Here is a 25,489-nt window from a genome sequence, read left to right on the forward strand (position 1 = left end):
ATTTGCGCTACAATTACAATGCACTATCATTAAAATATTCATATCAAAATTAATTTAAATTAATTAATCTAGTCATCCATCTTTTAATCGGAATAATAAATTCTTTACCGTAAACTAATAAATCATTATTAAATTTACGTTTAAACTGATACAATGAATCACATTCAAATGCTTGAGAATCAATTTCATGACAGAAAATACCACCAAAATTATAATACTGCAATCCTTGACGATAAGCTGTTATAATTTGATGTTGCATTAAATAAATCATTGTTCCCCAACGATTAAATAATTGATGACTACCACCCATTTGATAAAAAATTTGTTGTTGATTGTGATAAAACAAACCTGCACCTAAAATAATATGTTCGTCTGTTGCTCTCTGTAAAAAATCAATTTGTTGTTGAAATAATTGCTGTTTATTCTTATCCGTTGCTTGTTGCAATTGATTTTGCAACTGTAAAAGTTTAGTTTGTCGTTCAATATAAACAGCATCAACATACATTTCATCTGGCATCACAGATAAGATTCTTTTCATTTTTTCTAAACAAAAAATATCAAAATTTTTACGTTCTGCAGAAGCTTCAAAAACGTCATAAATGTTAGACAATTCTTCTACTGATATACGTTTAATTTTCAAACCTTCTTTATTAGCTGTTTTCAATAAACGTTTAACATTATTTGACATCCCTTGTGTCAATGTATCCAACTCTAAATTTAATAAAGGTTTAATTGCCATAATGTTTGGCACAGAAAAATGTTGTCTTTGAGGATAAATCATCTTCACTTGATCGCTCATTTCTTGGCTTAGTTCATATTGTTGTTGTAACTGCCCTTCGATATCATAGTGTCCACATCGTAATGTAGGATAAATATTAATATAAGCATAACCTTTAGACTTAAAATATTTTTTCAAATCTTGATAATATGCAATGAGTTCTTGTTGAGAGATATCGTCACTAAATACTTCACTTTGAACAAAATAAGCCACTTTAAATATTTTTTTATATTTTAAAGTGTAGTAATTACTTACAATTCTTAATTGATTTGAAGAAAAATAACCTAAGAATTCAATAGGTACAGTTGCAATTTCTTTCACTTTAGGACTTTGTGTATAAAAATCTAATATTTTATCCTTAATAAAATCATTATATTGTGTAGATGAAATAGTTTTAATCATAATTTATCTCCCAAAAATATTATAATTCCATTATAACATTTTAAAAGTGATTTTCATATTAAATTACACAATAAATAGACAGAAGATATCTAATTATTGTATATCTTCTGTCTTCTTTTTAAACTTCTTCTTGTATCCATCCTAAGGCGATTGCACCTGGACCTAAATGTGTCGCAATAACTGGTTCAGATAATGCGATTTCACAAGGAATATTTGGAAATTCTTCTTGTAATTGCATATATACTTCTTGTGCTGTTTCTTCATCATTTACATGAATAACTACTGCTCTATGTACTTTTTTTTGTTCATTAGCTTTATCCATTAAATAAATTAATCTTTGGACAGCTTTTTTCTTAGTACGAATTTTCTCATAAGGTACAATAACAGTTTGATCAATATGTAAAATAGGTTTAACTTTTAACATACTGCCTAAAAAAGCTTCCGCTTTTTTGATTCTACCGCTTCTTTGTAAATGAGATAAATTATCTACCATAAAATATGCTTGTGTATTATTTTTTAATACATCTAATGCTTCGATAATAACTGAGGGTTCAGTTAAACCTTGTTCAATTAACTGTGAACATTTAATAGCATACCAGCCTAATGGTGTACAGGCAATCTCTGAATCATAGACAAAAACTTCAAAATTATCTACCATGTCAGCCGCAATTTTTGCAGTTTGATACGTTCCGCTAAATCCCGATGATAATAAAGGCACCATAGCACCTTCATAACCTTGCTCACGTAATTGTTCATATAAAGCAACAAATTCACCTATAGCTGGTTGTGACGTTGTTGGTAAATCTGTTGTTGTTTCTAATTTTTGATAGTAACCTAGTTTATCTGTAGAATAACTTTCTGATTGATCAAAGATGACACTCAAATGCACAATATGAATGTTGTACTGTTCTATTTGTTCTTGAGATAAGTCTGCTGTTGAATCCGTAATTACTGCTAATTTCATATATATTTCTCCATTCTACATGTTAACATTTCTGCCATCTATTTTAAATACAATATATAGCATAATATCATGAAATTGTATTTATTTACAAGTTCGAAATAATAGTACTGAATAGTTGTTCTGTACAATTTTTTGTTTTTTAAGTAAGGGTTCTTTTTCCAATTAGGAAAATAATGATAATGCATTTTGAAATGCGATTGAATATGTGGTTTAATCCATGACCATTGTGAATGTTGTAATAAGCGATTAACTGATGCACCTAATAAATGTCTAGCAAAAGCATATTCTAATTGTGTATGATATAGTGATAATAAATTATTTTCTTGGTAATATTGATAAATATGTGCCATGATTTTTTCAATATCCATGACTTTATCTGTTACTGTTGACATAATTGAACCAGCACGTTGACGATAATAAAAACCAGTCACTTGACTAAATATGGCTGTTTTAAGATAAGGAAATAAACAGAAATAAAAATCTACATCTTCGTAATTTAAATCTTCTATAAAGTTCACCTGATGTTGTATTAATAATGTTCTACGATACAATTTATTTTGCGCCATAGGAAATGTCGCAATTAAATCAATGGCTTCAATTGCACGTACTTGATTATCTTGTATCAATTGATGATTATTCACTATTTTTTGTGTGCCATCTGGATATACGTACGTAATATTGGCACAAATTAAATCTACACGACCATCATCTAACTTTAATAATTGTTGATAAAAATCATCACTAACATAATCATCACTATCCATAAATGTAAGCCACTCACCTTGTGCGTGTTTAATGCCAGTATTACGTGCATTAGCTAAACCACCATTAGGTTGTTGAATAATTTTAATTTGTGGATAATGGTTGAACTGATTAATTTTATCTAAACTATCATCTGTACTACCGTCATCTATTACAATAATCTCATAAATATGATCGTCTAAAGTTTGATTAACTAGACTTACTAAACATTGTACCACATAATCAGACATATTATACACTGGTACGATAATTGACAGTTTCATAAATCACCTACTTTCTACGCCATATGCGATGAAATAATTGTGGCCCTACTATTTTTTTTATCATTTTACCTAGTCGATGTCTATATAGTAACCAACCGCTTCTTTGTTGGCGCCATGTTGTTTGATAATCATGAATAGTATAGTTATGCTCATTAATATGTCGACAAAAATAACTAGAAGGATAAATGATGACTTGAGGTGATGCATATAATTTATCTTCTATGGCATCTTGTAATAAATAGTGATTAAATCTTTGATTAATTGTCTGTGTGTATAAACCCTCATCTTTAAATTCATCATGTAGATAACTATCTAATATTTTTTTAATAATGCGATCTTTAGCTGAACTTATAATTGTACCTGTATTCACACCTGTTAATTCATCGTCATACCATTCTAAAGACAATTGTAATTGTTGATTTGCTAATAAAGTCGTTAAACTTTTTGTCATTAGCACATCTGTATCTAAATAAATCCCGCCTTGCTGATATAAAAATACTAATCTGGCCACATCACTCACAAAAGCATATTTACCTTGTTGATAAGCTTGTTGCGTATATTGACAATAATTAATATCAAAATTCGTTTCATTAATTTCTATAATTTTTGCTTCTGGCATATGTTGTTGCCAAGTTAATAAACATTGTTGAAAATGTTGTGGTTTGTCTTGCTGTCCAAACCAACAATAATAAATATTAGGCGTCATCTTTTGTCACCCACTGTCTAATTTTTTTAGTTAAACGTTGTTGATACTCTACTCCCCATAAATATTGACTAAATAGATAAGGTGATAATTTAAATAAAGTTTGTCTTGCTTGACTGTCTGCTTCAAATAAATACGATTGCGCTTTAAGTTGATTAATAATTTTTGTTTGTTGATAACCTTGATGACGATAAATTTTCAAAGCAAATATCGATACATAACCTGCATATAATTGTAATGCTTTTTTAAAATCACCTTCAACTTGTCTAGCTTGTTTCAATAAACATTCACTGACATATAACATTTGTTGGCTAGCTTCATTTAATTTCATACTATTCGTTGCTGATTGTGGATATTGTACATAATAATAAATTGGAAGATTCACTGCACTGACACGCTGAGCATATTGACAACATATTGCAATAAATAAAACATCTTCAAGTAAAGTTGTTTGTGTGTCAAATTGAATATGATGATCGATTAAAAATTGTCGTTCAAATAACCACATCCATGGCATATTTTTCATATTTTCTTTATTCGCTAACACTTCACTAACATAATATGATTGTCCTGTTACTACAGCATCAAAAGTAGTAATAAAATAAGGATTATGGTGATGACTACCGTTTAAATAAATATTAGTAAAATTACCACGTAATAATTGTAAATTATTTTTTTCTGCTTGTGCTAATAATTGTTTAAGATGTGTTGCAACTAAATAATCGTCACTATCAATAAACATTATATATTTTCCTTTTGCTAATTGTAAGCCACGATTACGTACAGCGGATATACCTTGATTGTCTTGCTTAATATAGCGAAGATATGGCAATTGATATTGCTGTATAATGCTATCCACATCATCTGAACTCCCATCATTAATAACAATAATTTCAATATTATCTAATTGTTGTGCCAACACACTCTCTAAACATCTTGCTAGTAAATGTGCCGTTTGATAAACAGGAATAATAAACGATAATTTCATCATAATTGTTTGCCCTCTTGTTGTTGACGTTGCTGTTGTACTTCTATTTGATTATATTGTTGTTGCTTATCTTGACGTCGCCAAGTTGCTAGCCAATTCATACCTTTTTGATAATATGTACGATATAAAAACAATTGATAACGTAAAGCTGCCACTAACCCTTGTTGTTGACACTTCATAGTAATTTCTTGGCGTAAATAACGATTATTTAACCATTGACGATTGTACATTAATACATAATCAAATAATGCTTTTATCGCTTGATGACGTTGATGTTGCGGTAAACCATGTACCAAATCAATCATACCTAATAATAAATGATGAACTAAAAAACAAGTAAATTCTTCTTTATATTGAACAAGTAAATGATGTTGCTGACTATATGTCATTACTTGATGAATTGATTGTATCTTGTCTAAAATAGATAAATCATGGTTTTTAGTAATTGATGTTGTGCGTTGTAAATAATAATAATAACTATCTTGAATGCTAGCGATTGTTGTTGCTTGCATTACCCAAATAGGTACAGTACCAACATCTTCATATTTTAAACCGACAGGAAAACGTATATTTGACTGTATAATTAATTCTCTCGCATAAATTTTATCCCACGCAACTGGAGCAATATCAAATAAAATTTGTGGTGTTTGTTGGAAATTAGTCGGCTGATCAACCACTTTAAATCCACCTTGATATTGTTGACCATTGGCTTCATAAATATCAATAATTGGGGCATGTACAATTTGTGCCTGATATTTTTTGGCACAATGATACATTTTCTCATATAAATCTACTGATACCCAATCATCACTATCTACAAAAGCAATAAATTCACCTTGTGCTAGCGTCATACCATAATTTCTAGCAGCTGATAAACCTTGATTAGTCTGATAATAACTTTTTATTAATTGAGGATATTGTTGACGATAGTTTTCAATAATTTGTTGACTATTATCTGGAGAACCGTCATTAATGCAAATAATTTCAATATCTTGTAAAGTTTGTTGTACTAAACTATCTAAACACTTAGATAGATAATGTTCTACATTATAAATTGGTACAATGATAGAAACTTTGACCATTTAGACTTCCTCCTCAAATATTTGTTTAACTTGCTTTGTCGTTAAAAATCGTTGTTGTTGCTCAACATCATAAGAGATAATTGGTCGATTAAGTAAATATAATAATGCTTTTTCGATACCTTCATCATCATTATTAAAAATTTGTTGTGCTGGTAAAATTTCTTTAGCTGCACCAACATCAACACTAACTGCTAATTGATCTAATAACATAGCTTCTATTAACACTGTCGGTAAACCTTCTGTTAGAGAAGTTAAAATTAAACCATCACTTGCCATTAAATATGGGTATGGATTAGTTTGTCCACCTAAAAAATGCACTGTTGACTGTACATTCAATTGATTAACTAAATGTTTTAAACGAGATAATTCGCCACCATCATGACCAATTAATTGTAAATGATGTGGTTGTTGTTTAACTATTTTAGCATGCGCTTTAATCAAACGGTCTACACTTTTCACTTTAGCAAAACGACCAATATATAAAATATTAGGTAATTGATGTTGATTAAAATGCACCATTTCAGACGCCTTGTCTCTTAATAATTGTTGATTAAAAATATTATAAACGGCTTGAAATGATAATTGATAGTGGTTAGATAATTGTTGTGCTAAAGTTTTAGAAATCGCAATTCTTGCATCAAATTGTCGTAAGACATCGGCAGATAATACTTCAGTAATCGCCTGTGTCTCTTCATTTTGTAAAATATCTGTATGGCACCATAAAATTTTTTTACTTGTTGATGATTTTCGTGCCAATGTCAACACCGCATCAGAAGTTTCTGTATAAGCAATTTCTATATCATATTCTTTTCTAGTAAATAATTTAATAATTTTATTTAAACGTTTAGGTACCGATACAATATGTGACCACCATAAATCATGAAAAGGATGCAGCCATTTAGGTGTTTTAGCTAAATTAAGTGTTGGATGAATAATTCTAACACTTGTTGGTAATTGTTGAACTAAATCACTGTCCACATTATGAAAAGAAAAAATATCTATCTCATAATCATCTATTAATTGTTGAATTAATGCAATTAATGCTGTGGTTGTCCCACCATAAGGTAAACCAAAAGTATAAAATAAAACTTTTTTCTTCATTGTTATCTCCCTACTTTGTTTTCATACAACCATTTCAAACGGTAACTACAACCCTTTGTTTTTAAAAAATATTGTAATGCTAAACGATCCTTTTTACGATGTAAGCCTAATGCCTGTTCATTTGCTACGGTTAAATAATCTTGGAAATTATCATGTGTATAGTGATAAATTTTGTTCAAATAATTTTTTCTAATTGATTGTGGGAAATATTTCACCACATCCAAATGATAAATTAACACGTGTCTTACATATAAAAATTTAATTAATTTTTCAATTTCAACATCTGTTCGATCAGTATATTGTAAAATATAGTTGAATACTTGATCCATTACTAAATGTTTTTGATTTGGATTATTCATAATTGACGTTTCATTAGTGCAATTATAATAATAAAGTGGTTCATCAATATAATAGATGCCTCTACTCTGTTGTAATAATAATGGCCATGTTGCTAAATCTTCAAATAATAAATTATCAGGATATTGTAGATTTTGCCATAAAGAACGATGATACAAAGCACTCCACGCCGAAGGTTGAAATGGAAACAATTGCTTCAAATCATAGTCACCCGTCGGTAATTGATAAAATATACTTTGATGATGTGGATAAACTGCACAAATATTACATTTAATAATTTTGTAGTGTGTTTGTTGCGTTGCTTCATATAATTTTTCTAAATAATCTACCGCCAACCAATCATCACTATCCACAAAGGTCAAATAATCACCTTGAGCTACCTTTATTCCCGCATTACGTGCTTTAGATAACCCACCATTTTCTTGATGAATAATTTTAACGTGATGATAATGTGCAAATTTATTCAAAATTTTAACACTATCATCTTGACTGCCGTCGTTCACACAAATTACTTCAAAATCTGAAAAACTTTGAGATATAATTGTTTGTAAACATTTTTCAAGATATTTTTCTACTTGATATACTGGCACAATAACAGAAATTTTAACCATGGTTCCTCCTATCTAGTCAATTTACGTTTAAATAACTGTATAAAACGTTGTACAAATAATCTAAAATGATAAGAAAATAGATAAAAAATACTACCTGCAATAACAGCATTGATCAGACCTACTATCATAAACTGCAATAAAATATTTATTATCATATATTGACTTACGATTATCACTGACAACCATTTAACTAAAGTTAATGAATAAATAACACTCAATATAATGAATAACACTACCGTTGACGCATAAGATAGAAAATAACGATACGGTTTTTTATCAAATACTAATTTATAACATAAATAAGGATAATACCAAAAATTAGTGACTAAAAAAGCGATCATCGTACCTAAAATAACACCTAATATTTTACAATTATCTGGCATTAATATAACTAAAATAATAGATACTATAATATTAACGCCTGCCTCTATTAATGCACAAAATTTGGTTTCTTTAAAATAACCATGTAAATCTAAACATAAACCTACGGCTGCACGTGTCGTGGCATAAAATCTTAAAGCTGTAAAACCACCAATTACCCACAAACTAATAGTTAACATCGTTTTATCACTGTTATACCATGTTACTGCAATCATTTGTGCATATAATAACATTGGTATAAATGCAACAATAGCAAGATAAAAAGTCATCATCATATATTCATGTAAAACACGATACTTATTTTCTTTACTCTCTACCGCAAAATAATTACCTAGTGATGAAGTACTTGAAAAAATAATACTATGAATATAATTCCACATTTTAGCAAACAAATTATCATAAATACTATATACACCTGCCTGTGTTACATTAACAAATGTTGAAATCACTAATCTATCTGTATTAGTTAAAATCATTTCAGCAATTTTATGCACAACTAAATCTTTAGTTTTTTTAATCGGTGATAAATCCATTTCTTCATGACTTAACCAGCGAAATTGTGGATACCATCGACTAATTAAATGGCGACAAAGATAAAACTGAGCTAAATAAATTAAGATTGACCATAAAGCCAAAACAATTAAGCCATAACCTAGCTTTAGTAAAATAATATCACCTATCGTGATCATAAAAGTAATTAACGTATTTAACCAAACAAAACGATAACCTTCTTGATGCGCATCAAGTACCACACTCGGAATATAAAAAATAAACCCTATAATTGACTTCATTAATACGATAAAGAAATAAGCATATAAATAACTATTAGTCATCGGTGCATCAGTTAACAACCAAGGTATGATGAGCATCACAACCATACCAACTAGTAATATTCTCACTGCAATCTTTTTAACATAATATCTTGCACCTGTTACCAATTGATTAATTTTATGCCAATTATTTTCACCCGCTGGTTGATATAAACTAACTAAAATTGCTGTGCCCATACCAGCTTCTAAAATGTGCAAATAGCTTAAAGTATTACCTATTGCACCTTCAATACCACTCATCGCTAGCCCTAATTGTGAAACAAAAACTTTCGAACGATATAATGTAAATGCCATTAATAAAAATCCCGGTAAAAAATTAGCTAAATAATTATACAATGTATATTTTAATCGCATTACATCACCTCTATTATTTATTCATAATGTCTATATTATACCACCCTTTGATTAATTGTTCTATACAACCCACTTGCGATTCCCATACTTAAAAAGATTAAATCACTATGATTTAATCCCTTTGATACAATTAATTTAACTATTAGGTAAAGTTTGTTATGCTAGACTGCTTCAATAATAAGCAATTAAGATAATACTAATAATCAATACTTAAAAGATAAGTTACAATTCATCCTGTACTTTTTTAAAATAATAACTGGCAACTAAAATCGGTATAATAATAATGAAAGCTAGATTTTCTTTATGGCTTGTTAACAAAATGATTGCCAGCACAATTGAGATAATTGTTAATAGCATTGAAAATAATCTATACTTCGTTTTTTTCTTCATAATATTGTCCTTTATTTTTTCTTTTATCATAACATATTTTTATAATAAGAAGTAAAATATTGACAAATCAAAAGTAATCTTGTATTATTTAATTAATACAAATGAACAAAAAATGTTCATTAATTAATTTAAAAAAGGAGGATAACTATGACTTGGCAATTTAACAATCAAGCCCCAATTTATTCGCAAATTATGCATAAAATTAAACAACAAATTATTGCTGGAGAATTACAACTAGGGCAAAAATTATCATCTGTTAGAGAGCTTTCTGAAGAAGCAGGCGTTAACCCAAATACGATGCAACGTGCTTTAGCAGATTTAGAACGTGAAGGATTTGTTTTTTCATTACGTACCTCTGGAAGATTCGTTACTGAAGATGAAGCATTAATTCAACAAACACGTGAACAACTTGCCAACGAAAAACTCATTGCTTTTGATGAAGATATGAAAGCATTAGGTTTTACTAATAAAGAAATGATCCATTTATTAAATAAATATATTAATTCAAAAGGAGTGTAATCATTTATGACTGATTTATTAACTGCTCATAATTTAACAAAACAATTTGGCAGAAAAGCTGCTTTAGATAATATCAACTTTACTTTAACTAAAGGTAAAATTTTAGGTTTACTTGGCCCCAACGGTAGTGGTAAAACAACATTAATTAAATTGATTAATGGTTTATTAAAACCTACAAATGGTGAAATTTTAATTAATGGTTATACACCTTGTGCAGAAACAAAAGCTATCGTTTCATATTTACCTGACACAACTTATATTAATGATAATTTAAAAGTAACACAAATCATCAAATTTTTTGAAAATTTTTATCAAGACTTTGATAAACAACGTGCTTTACAATTATTACATGATTTAGATATTGATGCTTCTCAAAAAATGAAAAATTTATCAAAGGGTACTAAAGAAAAAGTACAATTAATTTTAGTTATGAGTCGTCGTGCACAGTTATACGTTCTAGATGAACCTATTGGTGGGGTTGACCCAGCAGCACGTGATTATATTTTAAAAACAATCATTGGTAATTATTCACCAGAATCATCAGTCATCATTTCAACACATTTAATCAATGATATTGAACCTATTTTAGATGAAGCTTTATTTATTTATAAAGGACAAATTATTTTACATGATTCGATAGATACTTTACGCGAAACTTATCACTTATCGATGGATGAATTATTCAGAGAAAAATTCAAAGCACAGGGAGGTATTAATGATGTTCTTTAAATTATTAAAACATGATATTAAATCAACAGGACGTTGGTATTTATTACTATTTGTCGCTTCAATTATCGGTTCAATATTTGTATCATTGACATTAACTGATTTACAACCTACTGAATCCACTGATTTTAATTTATGGTATGTTTTATTATATACAGCTGTTGGTATTATTATCGTAGCTACGTTAGTCTATAGTACTATTACAATCAATGTTTATTTCTACAAAAATATGTTTGGTCGTGAAGGTTATTTAACATTAACGCTACCTGTTTCTTTACATTCATTAATTTTAAGTAAAGTCGCATCAGCCATTATTTTAACATTAGCAACACTTATAGTTTTATTTTTAGATATCTTTATCATTCTTTATCCTCAAATGACTGATTTAGAAATTTCATTGAGTACGATATATGAACAATTAACAATTATGGATTTTATGCCAGCTATATTATTATTTTTTATAGCAATAATCAATGGCATATTATGTTACTATATGTGCATTGCTATCGGGCAATTATTTACTAATCATCGTGTTTTAATGATTTTTATTTCTATTTTTATCGTTTCAATGGCGCAATCTATTCTTGATGCTCTTTTAAATATGAGTGCTTCTTATAGTATTACACCTGAAACGATTAACCATGGTTTTGAAATACAAAATGTATGGTGGTCAATTTCTCAATATACAATATTCGCTATTATTTATTACATTGCCACTTATTATATTATTTCGAAACGTTTAAACATACAATAAATAACAATACTCCCAAATTTTGTAATGCAAAATTTGGGAGTTAACTATTCAAAAACAATTTTTATATTTTAGATAATAATGTAACTGATTTACCTTCAAATACCATGTCTTTTATAAATTCAACAGAGACATCTCTTCGATTTAAAATTGAACTAGATGTCATAGGAATAATTGCATCTGGAAAAATATCATCATCTATCTTAATAGATGAATGATTTCTAAATTCATCAGGTAAAGCTTGATCTAATAACAAAACGACTCTATTAGCTATTTTATAAGATTTAACTATTTTCATGACGATTTATCCTCCTTAATTTTTCTTCAAATTTACTGATTTCTTGTTTTACTGCAATGATTTCTGCATGAGGTAATTTATATTTTTTTGCTCTAGCAATGGATTTTTTCTTTGCTGCTATTTCACATTTAATAAGCGATACTTGTGTACCATCAATTGCTCCTTTTCTATATTGCTCAGCATGTTCTAATTCCTCTATCAAGGCAGAAATAGAAATTTTTTGTCTAATAATAATCGTATGTTCATTTAATGTGATCGCCTCGGCTTCTCTTTTATCCAAATAATCCCAACCTTCAGGATTGTTAATCATTATGCCACCACATCTAATAAAATTTTTAGCTAATTTATTAATTAAAGTTTTAGAAGCAACAGACATCTCTCATTGATTGATATGTTTTCTTCTTTCCATAGTTAAAATATTAACACAAATATCACAAGGTGTCAAATTACTATATTTATTATTTTTATACTAAAATAAGTACTTTTAACCAAATGTATGAAGAAAATAAAAAACGAGTTGAAAGCGTATTTCTACTCTGTCAATCTCGTCAAATATTAGAATTAAATTCAAATAAGATGAGCTTTATAGATGATGACTTTGATTTATTTCATTTAACATTATCGGCAGATTGTATAAAACAATTTAATCATATTATCTATTCTTTAACTCATAACTATAAAATGAATTTTTCAATAACTAATGCCATAATAATTACTAATGCAATCACACTTGCTTGTACTAATTTATGTTTATCTCTTGCATAAACATAAGTGTATATCAAGGTCGCTAATTCTATCGGCGCATGATAATAACCTTGATGATGAACAACAAATAACATAATATAGATGACTATTCCTAAGAAAAACAAATTAAAAACATAAACAATATCTGCAATGCGTTGATGCGCATAAAGAATGATTAAACACATAATTAAATTTGAAACAAATAATAAATAAGGTGATTTCTGTAAATTGACATTGCCGAGAGGAAAATCAATAAACCACGCGACTAATAAACCTAACATTAATGGACATACTGTCATCAACAATTTTTTCATTAACCTACCTCCTAATGATGAATATGTTTTTTAGTCAATAATGATTGAATATATCAAAAGCTAAAGATAATCTTTGACTTTTACTCATATTATTTTCTATTTGACCACCATGATAATAAGATTGATAAAATAAATACAACGACGATTTCTATCAGTACTGAAATTAACCAATCTAAGTCAAAATAATAATAACAAACAAAATAGGTTATGATGGCAATGGCTATGACGATTCCTCTATGTAATGTGCTCAAAATTAATGTCCTCCTGCTTTAAATAATCTACAAATTGTTGTTCTGTCCATACAGTAATATTTAACGCTTGTGCTTTCGTTAATTTAGAACCCGCCGCTTCACCTGCAATCACGATATCAGTTTTTTTAGAAACACTACCGCTCACTTTAGCACCTAAATCTTCTAATATTACTTTAGCTTCATTGCGTCCTAATTGTGTTAATTTACCAGTTAAAACAATTGTTTTACCTGATAATTCACTATCACTATTATGATTGATTTTACCTAAATAATTAAAATTTAAACCTAATTGTCTTAAATTATCAATAAAGTTTTTAACATTATCATTTTCAAAATAAGAGACTAATGATTCTGCCATAATTAAACCAATGTCATCAATTGTAACCAATTCATCAACACTTGCTTTTGCTAAATTGTCTAATGTCAAATAATGTTGTGCAAGTACTTTACATGCTTTTTCACCAATATGACGGATACCGATACCAAATAATAATCGTTCTAATGAATTAGCTTTAGATTGTTCAATTGCTGCTAATAATTTAGTGGCTGATTTATCACCCATACGTTCTAATTGGATAAGATCATCATATTTTAAAGTATATAAATCAGCAATGCCTTGAATTAAGTTATTATCAAAAAGTTGATAAATAACTTTTTCACCAAGACTGTCGATATTCATCGCATTACGCGATACAAAGTGAATCACACCTGCGGCTACTTGAGCAGGACATTGTGGATTAATACAACGCAAAGCGACTTCATCTTCTAATTTAATTAATGATTGTTGACATGATGGACATTGATGTGGCATATGAAATACTTGTTCATCACCTGTACGCCGTTCAGTAACAACTGACACGACTTTCGGTATGACATCACCTGCTTTTTTAATGATAACTGTGTCACCTAAATGAATATCTAAGGCACGGATAATATCTTCATTATGTAATGAAGCACGTGATACAGTTGAACCTGCAACGACTACTGGTTCTAAAATCGCTGTTGGTGTCACTACACCCGTACGTCCAACGCTTAACTCAATATCTAATAATTTAGTTGTTACTTCTTGTGCTGGAAATTTATAGGCAATTGCCCATTTAGGACTTTTAACTGTATAACCAATCTCTTCTTGTGCTTGGAAATTATCTACTTTAATCACAATACCGTCAATTTCATAAGGTAGCTCATCACGTTGTGCTTGCCATTGATTAATATAATTGATAACTTCATCAATATTACGACAAAATTGACTATTAGTATTCGTAACAAAACCTAATTGTTGCAATTGCTGTAAAGTTTCATTATGACTTATTAAATTTAATGTTTCTGGATTGGCCATATTATAAATAAAAATAGATAATTTACGTTTTGCTGTTAACGTTGTATCTAATTGACGTAATGAACCTGCTGCTGCATTACGTGGATTGGCAAATAAACTCTGTTCATCTTGTAATCTTTGTTCATTTAATTGTTCAAAAGAAGCTTTAGGCATGTAAACTTCACCACGTACTTCTATATCTATTGGTGAAGTTAATTGCAAGGGTATGTCTCTTACTGTTTTTAAATTATCAGTAATATTTTCTCCAGTTGTACCATCACCTCGCGTAGCACCTAATATAAATTGACCTTGTTGATATCTTAAAGCAACTGCTAAACCATCTATTTTTAATTCACAAACATAATGAATGGGTTCATCAGTTAATCCTTTTATTCTTTGATCAAAAGCACGTAAGTCCGCTTCATTAAAAGCATTAGCCAAACTTAACATAGGTCTTTGATGTTGTACTTTTTCAAAATGAGATAAAACTTTACCACCTACGCGTTGTGTTGGTGAATACGGTAAAGCATATTGTGGATACTGTGTTTCTAATTCAATTAATTGATGTAGTAATTGATCATATTCACTATCTGGAATGAGTGATTGATCTGTCACATAGTAAGCGTGAGCATAATGATTTAATTTTTCAGTTAAATCTTGTATTTGTTGCTTGATTGGCATATTATCCTCCAAAATTATACTTTTTTAATAGGGGCATATTTAATATCTAACACTTTAATACCTTGTGACTCAAAAACAAGTGTCACACTATCACCAGCAACTTTGATGACTTTACCACGTCCCCATTTACGATGCTCTGCAATATCATTGATTTGCCATTGTGATGTTTCAGTTGCTGTTCTTTCTTTTTTCGTCGCACTTGGTGCTTGATAATTAGCTTTATCATACATGAATGGTGTTTTAAGATCAGGCATTCTATTATTACCTTCTCTTAATAATGGCGAAATTTCTTTAATAAAACGTGAAATTCTATTATTATGTGTGCGTCCATATAATAAACGACTTTTAGCATGTGTTAAATGTAAAATTTGTTCTGCTCTTGTCACACCTACATAAGCTAAACGACGTTCTTCTTCTAAACCTTTATCGTCTTCTTCTTGTAAAGCACGAATTGTTGGGAAAATGGTTTCTTCCATTCCGACAATAAAGACTATTTTAAATTCTAAACCTTTAGCAGCATGCATCGTCATTAAAATTACTGCATCATCTGTTTGCGGTGTTTCATCTAAATCTGTTGATAGTGATAATTCTGTTAGAAATTCCATTAATGTAGGTGCTTCTGCTGTACGATCAAACTCTTGCGTCACGGACATTAATTCTTCAATATTTTCTAAACGACTTTGCGATTCAATCGTACGTTCTGCTACTAACATCTCACGATACCCTGTTTTATCTATTACTTCTGATAATAAATCAGTTACACTAACATACTCTTGCATACGATTAAAATCTTGTAATAATTGCGCTAAATCTTGCATAGCAGATGCTACTTTTTTGGATACACCTACATGTTCGATTTGTAATAATGTTTCAAATAAAGTTAATTGATGTTGACTAGCATAATCCATCATTTTTTGTAATGAACCAGGGCCTACACCACGCTTCGGCACATTAATAATACGTGTCAAACTAATGTCATCTGATGGATTAATGACTAAGTTTAAATAACTCACAATATCTCTAATTTCTTTACGACTAAAGAATTTTGTACCACCTATCATACGATAGGCAATATTATGACGCATTAAACTTTCTTCTAGTACACGTGATTGTGCATTTGTTCGATATAATATCGCCATTTCATTCAATTTAAAACCTTGATCTATTGCTGATTTGATTTTACCCGCAATATAATTAGCTTCATCTTTTTCATCATAAGCCGTATAAACTTGAATTTTTTCTCCCTCAGGATTATCTGTCCATAATTTTTTAGGCTTACGATCTTTGTTATGGCGAATAATATCATTAGCTGCTGCTAAAATGTTTTTTGTTGAACGATAATTTCTTTCTAATAAAATTGTTTGTCCTTTAGGATAATCACGTTCAAAATTCAATATATTTTGAATATCTGCACCACGCCAACCATAAATAGACTGATCGATATCACCAACAACACAAATATTATTAAATTGTTTTGCCAGCATATTGACTAATTGATACTGTGCTTTATTAGTATCTTGGTATTCATCCACGTGAATATATTGAAATTTATATTGATAATATTGTAAAACTTCCGGTACACGTTCAAATAAACGAATTGTTGTCATAATTAAATCATCAAAATCCATGGCATGATTACGTAATAATTTTTTTTCATAAGCTTGATAAACGGATTTAATAATTTGTGAAGATGGGTATGGTGTCACTTTAACGTCATCTGCTGAAATCAATTCATTTTTATAATTAGAAATAACTGAAATAAACATCTTTGGCTCATATTGTTTACTATCTATATTTAACTCTTTTAAAATATCCTTAATCACTGTACGTTGATCTGAAGGGTCTAAAATCGTGAAATTACGATTAATGCCAATACGATCACTATCACGTCTTAATATACGTACACACATAGAGTGGAATGTAGAAATCCAGACATTTTCTGCTAAATCACCTAATAATTGTAAAGTTCTTTCTTTCATCTCGCGGGCTGCTTTATTTGTAAAGGTAATTGCCAAAATATGATAAGGTTCTACTTGTTTTTCATCTAATAAATAAGCAATTCTATGTGTTAAGACACGCGTTTTTCCTGAACCTGCACCAGCTAAAACAAGTAAAGGCCCTTCTGTATGCATCACTGCTTGCACTTGTTGTTCATTCATATTTTGTAATAATTTATTCACCATTGTCTATATCGCTACTTCACATAGCTTCTCCTTTATATTGTTGTCTCATTATTATTTTATAATAAATCGCTTAAGATAACCACTAAATAAGGGTGGAGATAAAAATTATCTACTCACCCAAGTTATTAATGCTTATTCATTATTTTGATAATATGTATTTGCTTGTTGTAAAATATATTGTTCATTTAAAACTTGCACACTATTATTGGCAACGACACATTGTCCATCAATATAGACATCTTGCACATCACTCCCTTTAACTGCATATACTAAATGTGATAATACTTGTTTCGTTGGATATAAATGTGCTTTGTTTTGTGGATTAATCACAATAAAGTCAGCACGTTTACCTTGTTCTAAACTCCCTATTAAGTGCGCCATATTTAACACTTCTGCACCTTGAATTGTCATCGCTTTTAATGTTTGTTCAATGGTCATTAATTGTGCATTTTTATTTACGCCTTTTTGTAATAATGCGGCTTGACGTCCTTCTTCAAACATATCTAAATTATTATTTGAAGCAACAGAGTCTGTTGCAATACCTACTTTAATACCACGTTGTAATAATTTAGTAATCGGCGCAACACCAGAAGCTAATTTCAAATTACTAATAGGATTATGTGCCACGCGTGCTTCAGACTGCGCTAATCTTTCTATTTCATCTTCTGTTAATTCAACACAATGCGCCATAACAGTCGGATGATCTAAATAACCTAAATCATCTAAATAAGCTAATGTTCTTTGTCCAGATTTATCTAACATCAATTGTATTTCAGATTCAGTTTCTGAAGCATGAATATGTAACATTAATTGCTTATCTTTCGCTAATTTTAAAGCACCTTGTAATAAATCTTTATCACAAGTGTAAGCAGCATGAGGTGCCACCATCACTCGAAACTTCTCATCATTATAAGCTAAAATGTCTTCAATAATTTTTTTAGTGCGTGTTAAAGTTTCCTGAGTAGTTTCATGTGGTTGACTAAATAATGTAGGCGAAAAATAACAACGCATACAAGATTGTTTAACACTATTATAAATAGATTTAATATCTACACCATGTGGATTATACATATCATTAAACGTCGTTGTACCTGATTTTAACATTTCTATTAGGGCTAACTCCACAGCCATTTTAGTGATTTGTGGTGTGAATTGTGCTTCATTAGGCCAAATATAATCATTTAACCATGTCATTAAATCACTGTCATCTTGAATACCTCTTAATAAGGTCATTAAATTGTGCGTATGCACATTAACTAAACCAGGCATTAACCAGCAATTGGTATAATCAATCACTTCTTCACATTGCTCTAATAAACTTTGTTGATAAACTCCACAATACACAATTTCACCTTGATTCACTATTAATAAACCATCTTCAAAACACTCAAACGTGTCATTACATGTCACAATATACGCATGTGCATAACCTTTCATGTTGTCCTCCTTGAATTGCAAACCATTATATGTCGACATTTCGTAGATAACATAATTAAACTAAAATAGTCGCTTATTTACGGTAAGACGGTAGAAACTCCTCGACCTTATTACGAGGATTATATGTTATAACGAATAGATATTGGTATCAATTATAACAACTACCTCTCCCCCTGTAAAGTTCCGTTAGTGAAATGCTACAAATTTAATTAAACAAACACAATTTTTGATTTCAACTTTACATTACAGTGTTATTTTTGAGTTGTCTAAATTTTTAAAAAAGATTGAATTTACAGTCAATTTATGTTTTAATGCATATAATAAAGTAAAAACTTTGTTAATATATTTAGGAGGCACATTATGAAAAAACAATATTTCTCTTTAAGAAAACACAAAATAGGTTTAGTTTCTATTATGATTGGGGCGTCATTATTTCTTATTAGTCCTAATGTACAAGCTAGTGACAATTTAACTGAATCATCTACTACCGAACAGCCAAGTCTGCAATTAGAGGTAACCGACACCCCTCAACAAGAAACGCCTACTAACGATAAAGCGTTAATTGATAATCATACACAAGAAATTGCAACAAAAGATACAACAATAGTTGATAATCATCAACCAGCAACAGGTAATGCTACTTTAACAGAAAATGTACAAAATGAAGTTTTACCAGCTACAGAATACCCAACTAATTCAACATCGCCTTTACCAGTTGCACCACCTTCTTCTAAAGATCAAACTACTGTAGCAGGCTCTTCTGACACACCACAAACAACTGCTCAACCATTAAATCAAAGTAGTAATACAATTATTAACACCCAACCAGCATGGCAAGAAGGCTATAAAGGTGAAGGTATGGTCGTTGCCATTATCGATTCTGGTGTAGATATTGAACACGATGCTTTACGTATCTCAGATGTATCTAAAGCCAAATATAAAAATCAACAACAAATTGAAGCTGCAAAACAAGCTGCTGGTATTGATTATGGTAAATGGTATAACGATAAAGTAATTTTTGGTTATAATTACGTTGATGCTAATACTGAATTAAAAGAAGTCAAAGAACATTCTCATGGTATGCATGTAACAGGTATTTCTGCAGGTAATCCTTCTAAAATAGATAGTAGTGGCGAATTGATTACTGGTGTTGCACCCGAAGCACAAGTTATGTTTATGCGTGTCTTCGTAGATAGAAATAAAACGACTGATACACCTTTATATGCACGTGCCATTGAAGATGCTGTAAAATTAGGTGCTGATAGTATTAATTTAAGTTTAGGAACAACAACTGGATCATTAATTGATGCTGAGCAGTCAGTAGTAGCAGCTATTGCTAAAGCACGTCAAGCTGGGGTTACTGTAACTATTGCAGCAGGTAATGATGGCTATTTTGGTTCAGGTGCGTCAAAACCATTAGCTAGTCATCCAGATTATGGTTTAGTTGGTTCGCCTTCAACAGCTAAAGATGCTATTTCTGTCGCTTCATTTAACAATTCAACAACAACAAGCGAAGTCATGACAATTATCGGTCAAGAAAATAACGAAACACTTAATCATGGTAAGAGTGTCTTTACTGCACCTGGTAATGATGTGCCTTTATTTGAAAAAGGTAAGGTACTAAATTATGTATTCGTTAATTCAGGAAAAGAAACAGATTTTGAAAATATTGATGTTACAGGTAAAGTGGCATTAATTAAACGTGGTGAAATTACTTTTACAGAAAAAATTAATCGTGCACGTGAAAAAGGTGCCATTGGTGCTATTGTCTTTAATAATCGTGAAAATGGGGATGATGATAGTTTAACAATGAGTGTTTCTGATGATGCTACAAAAATTCCTTCTGTTTTCTTACCTTATCGTATTGGAACAGCTTTATCACAAGGACATTACCAACTTAAATTTAATGGTGATTATTTAATTCAACCAAATACTGAAGCAAATAAATTATCTGATTTTTCAAGTTGGGGATTAACGACTGATGGTGAATTAAAACCTGATTTAGCAGCACCTGGTGGTTCTATTTATGCACCTATTAATAATGGTAAATACGCAAGTATGAATGGTACAAGTATGGCTGCACCACATGTTGCCGGTGCCGCATTATTAGTCAAACAACGTTTAATCGAAAAATATCCTGATAAAACACCTGCTGAAATCGAACAATTAGTGAAACACTTATTAATGAGTACTGCTAAACCACATGTTGATCAACAAGAACATACTTATAGTTCACCACGTCAACAAGGTGCAGGTATTATCGATACACATCAAGCTCTACATTCAGATTTATATTTAACTGGCACAAACGATTACAGTAGCATCTCTCTAGGTAATGTTAAGAGTCATTTTAATTTTGACGTCATCGTACATAACATTAGTAATGAAAGTAAAACTGTAAAATATAATACAACTTTACTAACAGATAAAATTGAAGATAATCATGTTACTTTATTGCCTAAACAATTATTACAAATTGAAGGTAAAACATTAACTATTGCACCAAACAGTCAGCAAAAAATTACAATTGATATTGATGCGAGTCAATTCGATAAAGAATTAAAAGCACAAATGCCAAATGGTTATTACTTAGAAGGTTTCGTTAATTTTACTGATACAACAACTGACAAACATTTAGTGAGCATTCCTTACGTTGGTTTCAAAGGTCAATTCCAAAGCTTACCAGTCGTAGAAGATAATATTTACAACTTAGCTAAAAAGAAACAAAATGGTTTCTACTTCTCATTAGATGAAGATAAAGAGATACCAAAAGATGCTAACTATACTGGTTTAATTACAGCTGTTACACAAAATGATTCTCAAACAATTACGGCTTTAGGTACTTTTGAAAATGAAGATGGTAAATTCATTCTACATGCTAACAAAAAAGGTGCTGTTACATTAGCGATTTCACCTAATGATGATGATAATCAAGACAGTACAGCATTTAAAGGCGTATTTTTAAGAAACTATACGCATATTAACGCCGCTGTTTATAATTTAAAAGATAAAAAATTAGCACGCCCATTATGGACTAGTGAATCAACTAGTGGTGAAAAAAATTATTATAGTGGTAATCAAGATAACCCTAAATCAACTATGGTTTTATCTACTGAATGGGATGGTAAAGATAAAAAAGGGAAAGCATTACCTGATGGTACTTACCAATATGTTGTATCTTATCGTCCAGATATTCCTGGTGCTAAAGCACAAACAATGAAATTCCTTGTGTCAATTGATAGACAAGCGCCTATTATTACTACCGCAACATATGATAAAACAACACGTCAATTCAAGCCACGTCAAATCATTGAAGAAGGTTCAGGTCTTGCACAACAAATCGTAACTTACAAACAAGAAACAGAAGAAGGACAAAGTCAAATACATCATATTCAACCTAATGAAGATGGTAGCTTTACATTACCTGAAAATATTAAACTTGAAGATTTATCATTTACAGTAAAAGACTTTGCTGGTAATAGTGATACGGTTAAAGTTGAAAGTTTAATTACAGATGATAATCGTTCTGGACGTGTACTTGTCAAAACACTTGATCACGCTACTAAAGATGATGAGAGAATCACTTTTACATATATTGTTAAAGACGAACAAGGACGTGTAGTCGAAAATATTGATAAATCAAAAGAAGGTATTGCCTTACCTTTTGGTAAATATACTGTTCATATATTATTATATGACAAAGACAACACAAAATTAGTCAGTGAACCTGTACAATCAGTTGAAGTAACTGAGAAAAACAGTTTACAAACAGTTAATTTTGAGTTTGACATTATAAAATACACACCATTCACTGTAGCATTTAATCAACCTTTACCACCTAACAGTCAAGTGAGTTTAACAGATGAAACTGGGCAAACATTTATCTTACCTGCCGAAAAATATTTAGCTGGTGGATTTGGTAAACGTGTCCCTGTTGGTCAATATACAATTAATGTCCAACTTGCGCCAAATTATGATATTTATGAACAGAATTTATCTGTGAAAATTAAAAAATTAGAAAATCCTATTAAACATTTAACGTTAATTAATAAAACTATGTTGGCTCAATTAACAAATCAAGTCACATCACTTACTGATGAAGTAGTGTATTATAATGCTACTCCACAAAAACAACAAGCTTATCAACAAGCTTTAAAAGCAGCTCAAACAGCTTTAACAACACCACATAAACAACAACAAGTAGATCAAATTACTAAAAATTTACAACTTGCTATTGCGGCATTAGATGGTAGTCCAACTAATTACAGTGCTTTACAACAAGCTTTAGCTCAACCTATTTCTGAACAAGCATTGTTCTTTAATTCAACAGCTGATTTACAACAAGCTTATCAAGCTGCTCATGAGGCAGCTCAACAGGCTTTAAGTGCTAAATTACAAAGTGAAGTTGATCAGGCTTTAGCTCAATTACAAACAGCAACTCAAGCTTTAAATGGGCAAGCAACGAATTACAGTGCTTTACAACAAGCTTTAGCTCAACCTATTTCTGAACAAGCATTGTTCTTTAATTCAACAGCTGATTTACNATTGTTCTTTAATTCAACAGCTGATTTACAACAAGCTTATCAAACAGCTCATGAGGCAGCTCAACGTGCTTTAAGTGCTAAATTACAAAGTGAAGTTGACCAAGCTTTAGCTCAATTACAAACTGCTACTCAAGCTTTAAATGGACAAGCAACGAATTACAGTGCTTTAAGTGCATTAGCAGAAGAAAATAAAACCTTTATGACAACTGCTTCACAATATGTTTACGCTAGCAAAGATAAACAAGTAGCTTATCAACAAGCTTTAGTTGCTGCACAAGCAATTATCAGTAATACTCAAAGTACTCAACAACAAGTTGATGAAGCTTTAGCAACCCTTACAGCTGCTAAAGAACAATTAGATGGTCAAGTACCAGCAGCACCATCTGCTAAAAAAGCTAACAAAACAGCAATACTGAAAAAATCAATTACTTTAACAAACACACAAAAAGTAATAACAGCTAGTAAGCCTAAAGTTAAACTAACTAAACAATTAAATAACAGTCAACAAGTGTCATCTGTAGTAACTAATGCTACACAACAATTATTAGTTACTGATGAACATAAACAAGTAACGACATTACCGAAAACAGGACAATCAACGTTTCCTGTAAGTTTCTTAGGTAGTATACTTGCTCTATTCACTTTATTGTTGAATCGTCAAAGAAAAAATAATTAATTAAAAGGATTTGAAATAATGTATTAATACAACATTATTTCAAATCCTTTTTTTGTTAAATTTATAAAAATTACTGATAAATAGATGTTATAAAATCATCTGTTAAAAGATGATATGCTTTTAACAATTCTAATTTAAGTTGTTGTCTCTCAAATGCAGGTTTTCCTTGTTTCAATTTGGCTAAATCATTTAGTTATAGCTTCTTTTATTAGTTGTTCTAACTGCGCCTTATGCGTAATAATAATTTCTCTGTTTTTCCAATTAATTGTAACAGATTTCATTTGATCTGCTTTATTTAAACGCTGTGTTAACATAGCTGTTTTGAATTCATTATAATTAGCATATCGACCTTCAAAAATTTTATTAAAGATATAAGTATCAGATAATGGTTGACCTTGTGCTTCAGCTTGTTGTTTGTAGCGATCAGTTGCATAAGATAAGAAACCTTTGTCCCAACCATATTCTGTTAACAACTCAAATATTGTACGTCTGAAAGTTAAACCACCCATCGTCCCTTTATCATTTTGTAAACTTGAAAAATTAATCGCATAACTTGGTACAAAATAATAATTTGTAGCATCATTACGATCATAAATTTGTGCTGTCATTGTACCATCTTTTGCTACAAGATGCTGAGCAATCATATCATTAAGCGTTTTAATATTCATTGTCTGCCATTGTTGTTGTGAACTAGGAACAATTTGATTATCTGCATTTTCATACACCACACCATTTTCTATGACAGGTGCCGTAGATTTTTTAATCATTTTATTAAACAAATGATATTGTTCATTACTATTTAATTTTAAAATTTCTTGTGCTTCTAACGCATCTAATGTATATGTGACATCAAATACACTATGTAAATAGTGTTGTAAGTCTTGTGAACTTTGAATCTAGCAATATTTTTATTCACTGTTCTTTTACTATCAGCTAGTAAATCAACTATCGTATTAATTGCATAGTAATAATCATTTGCAGAAGTAGCTGATTTGAATAAACCTAAAGCATAAGATTCTTTGCCTTGACCACGTCTCATACCAAAATCATTGAAAAGCTCTTTGTCAAAGAGTGTTGATGA

21 protein-coding genes, 1 pseudogene and 1 riboswitch are annotated in these 25,489 nt (G+C 30.2%); of the genes and pseudogenes, 4 read left to right on the plus strand and 18 right to left on the minus strand.

The window, feature by feature from the left end:
- Positions 1-49 precede the first annotated feature (49 nt).
- From AC5EAH_RS02675 to AC5EAH_RS02720, 10 genes are all read right to left on the minus strand, one after another.
- Positions 50-1,180 (minus strand): peptidoglycan bridge formation glycyltransferase FemA/FemB family protein, encoded by a 1,131-nt coding sequence (locus AC5EAH_RS02675; protein WP_493493207.1) that lies wholly within the window; start codon positions 1,178-1,180, stop codon positions 50-52.
- A gap of 118 nt (positions 1,181-1,298) precedes the next feature.
- Positions 1,299-2,144: a DegV family protein gene (locus tag AC5EAH_RS02680; protein ID WP_493493208.1), complete on the minus strand. Its 846-nt coding sequence runs from the start codon at positions 2,142-2,144 to the stop codon at positions 1,299-1,301.
- 38 nt (positions 2,145-2,182) lie between these two features.
- Positions 2,183-3,169, minus strand: a complete 987-nt coding sequence (locus AC5EAH_RS02685; RefSeq protein WP_493493209.1) for a glycosyltransferase family 2 protein — start codon at positions 3,167-3,169, stop codon at positions 2,183-2,185.
- Between the two features lie 7 nt (positions 3,170-3,176).
- Complete coding sequence (locus AC5EAH_RS02690) at positions 3,177-3,875, minus strand: glycosyltransferase family 32 protein (RefSeq protein ID WP_493493210.1); 699 nt, start codon at positions 3,873-3,875, stop codon at positions 3,177-3,179.
- Positions 3,865-4,863 (minus strand): glycosyltransferase family 2 protein, encoded by a 999-nt coding sequence (locus AC5EAH_RS02695; RefSeq protein ID WP_493493211.1) that lies wholly within the window; start codon positions 4,861-4,863, stop codon positions 3,865-3,867. Before AC5EAH_RS02695 ends, AC5EAH_RS02690 begins: the two co-directional genes overlap by 11 nt.
- The gene (locus AC5EAH_RS02700) at positions 4,860-5,942 is read right to left on the minus strand and encodes a glycosyltransferase (RefSeq protein ID WP_493493212.1); all 1,083 of its coding nucleotides are present in this window, start codon (positions 5,940-5,942) and stop codon (positions 4,860-4,862) included. Before AC5EAH_RS02700 ends, AC5EAH_RS02695 begins: the two co-directional genes overlap by 4 nt.
- A complete protein-coding gene (locus AC5EAH_RS02705) occupies positions 5,943-7,043 on the minus strand; it encodes a glycosyltransferase (protein WP_493493213.1) in 1,101 nt (366 codons plus the stop codon).
- Positions 7,044-7,045: 2 nt separating this feature from the next.
- Entirely contained in the window at positions 7,046-8,011 is a 966-nt protein-coding gene (locus AC5EAH_RS02710) for a glycosyltransferase family 2 protein (RefSeq protein WP_493493214.1), read from the minus strand.
- An 8-nt stretch (positions 8,012-8,019) separates the two neighbouring features.
- Positions 8,020-9,576 carry an MATE family efflux transporter gene (locus AC5EAH_RS02715; RefSeq protein ID WP_493493215.1) on the minus strand — a complete coding sequence of 519 codons (1,557 nt, stop codon included), beginning with the start codon at positions 9,574-9,576 and terminating at the stop codon, positions 8,020-8,022.
- Positions 9,577-9,798: 222 nt separating this feature from the next.
- A complete protein-coding gene (locus AC5EAH_RS02720) occupies positions 9,799-9,966 on the minus strand; it encodes a hypothetical protein (protein ID WP_493493216.1) in 168 nt (55 codons plus the stop codon).
- A gap of 147 nt (positions 9,967-10,113) precedes the next feature.
- On the opposite strand from AC5EAH_RS02720, the gene AC5EAH_RS02725 reads away from it, so the two are divergent.
- From AC5EAH_RS02725 to AC5EAH_RS02735, 3 genes are read left to right on the plus strand one after another with little or no spacing between them, the layout of a single operon-like run.
- Positions 10,114-10,485, plus strand: coding sequence for a GntR family transcriptional regulator (locus tag AC5EAH_RS02725; RefSeq protein WP_493493217.1), 372 nt, complete (start codon positions 10,114-10,116; stop codon positions 10,483-10,485).
- 6 nt (positions 10,486-10,491) lie between these two features.
- The gene (locus AC5EAH_RS02730; protein WP_493493218.1) at positions 10,492-11,214 is read left to right on the plus strand and encodes an ABC transporter ATP-binding protein; all 723 of its coding nucleotides are present in this window, start codon (positions 10,492-10,494) and stop codon (positions 11,212-11,214) included.
- The gene (locus AC5EAH_RS02735) at positions 11,204-11,965 is read left to right on the plus strand and encodes a hypothetical protein (protein WP_493493219.1); all 762 of its coding nucleotides are present in this window, start codon (positions 11,204-11,206) and stop codon (positions 11,963-11,965) included. Before AC5EAH_RS02730 ends, AC5EAH_RS02735 begins: the two co-directional genes overlap by 11 nt.
- 61 nt (positions 11,966-12,026) lie before the next feature.
- Here the strand turns inward: AC5EAH_RS02735 and AC5EAH_RS02740 are convergent, their stop codons facing one another.
- From AC5EAH_RS02740 to AC5EAH_RS02770, 7 genes are all read right to left on the minus strand, one after another.
- Positions 12,027-12,260 (minus strand): hypothetical protein, encoded by a 234-nt coding sequence (locus tag AC5EAH_RS02740; RefSeq protein ID WP_493493220.1) that lies wholly within the window; start codon positions 12,258-12,260, stop codon positions 12,027-12,029.
- The gene (locus tag AC5EAH_RS02745) at positions 12,247-12,570 is read right to left on the minus strand and encodes a hypothetical protein (RefSeq protein WP_493493221.1); all 324 of its coding nucleotides are present in this window, start codon (positions 12,568-12,570) and stop codon (positions 12,247-12,249) included. Before AC5EAH_RS02745 ends, AC5EAH_RS02740 begins: the two co-directional genes overlap by 14 nt.
- Positions 12,571-12,934: 364 nt before the next feature.
- On the minus strand, positions 12,935-13,318 hold the full coding sequence (locus tag AC5EAH_RS02750) for a hypothetical protein (protein WP_493493222.1): 384 nt from the start codon (positions 13,316-13,318) through the stop codon (positions 12,935-12,937).
- Between the two features lie 89 nt (positions 13,319-13,407).
- On the minus strand, positions 13,408-13,569 hold the full coding sequence (locus AC5EAH_RS02755) for a hypothetical protein (RefSeq protein WP_493493223.1): 162 nt from the start codon (positions 13,567-13,569) through the stop codon (positions 13,408-13,410).
- Positions 13,553-15,568, minus strand: coding sequence for an NAD-dependent DNA ligase LigA (gene ligA, locus AC5EAH_RS02760; RefSeq protein ID WP_493493224.1), 2,016 nt, complete (start codon positions 15,566-15,568; stop codon positions 13,553-13,555). The genes AC5EAH_RS02755 and ligA overlap by 17 nt, the downstream gene beginning before the upstream one ends.
- Before the next feature lie 14 nt (positions 15,569-15,582).
- Positions 15,583-17,748 (minus strand): DNA helicase PcrA, encoded by a 2,166-nt coding sequence (pcrA, locus tag AC5EAH_RS02765; RefSeq protein ID WP_493493229.1) that lies wholly within the window; start codon positions 17,746-17,748, stop codon positions 15,583-15,585.
- A 135-nt stretch (positions 17,749-17,883) separates the two neighbouring features.
- Entirely contained in the window at positions 17,884-19,188 is a 1,305-nt protein-coding gene (locus tag AC5EAH_RS02770) for an amidohydrolase family protein (protein ID WP_493493225.1), read from the minus strand.
- Positions 19,189-19,234: 46 nt separating this feature from the next.
- A riboswitch (purine riboswitch) is annotated at positions 19,235-19,335 on the minus strand.
- 213 nt (positions 19,336-19,548) lie between these two features.
- Here AC5EAH_RS02770 and AC5EAH_RS02775 point away from each other — a divergent pair.
- Positions 19,549-24,408, plus strand: coding sequence for a S8 family serine peptidase (locus AC5EAH_RS02775; RefSeq protein WP_493493226.1), 4,860 nt, complete (start codon positions 19,549-19,551; stop codon positions 24,406-24,408).
- A gap of 185 nt (positions 24,409-24,593) precedes the next feature.
- On the opposite strand, the pseudogene AC5EAH_RS02780 reads toward AC5EAH_RS02775, so the two are convergent.
- Positions 24,594-25,447, minus strand: a pseudogene (locus AC5EAH_RS02780) (ZmpA/ZmpB/ZmpC family metallo-endopeptidase).
- Between the last annotated feature and the right edge of the window lie 42 nt (positions 25,448-25,489).

The sequence above is a fragment of the Staphylococcus sp. B1(2026) genome (assembly GCF_058895785.1).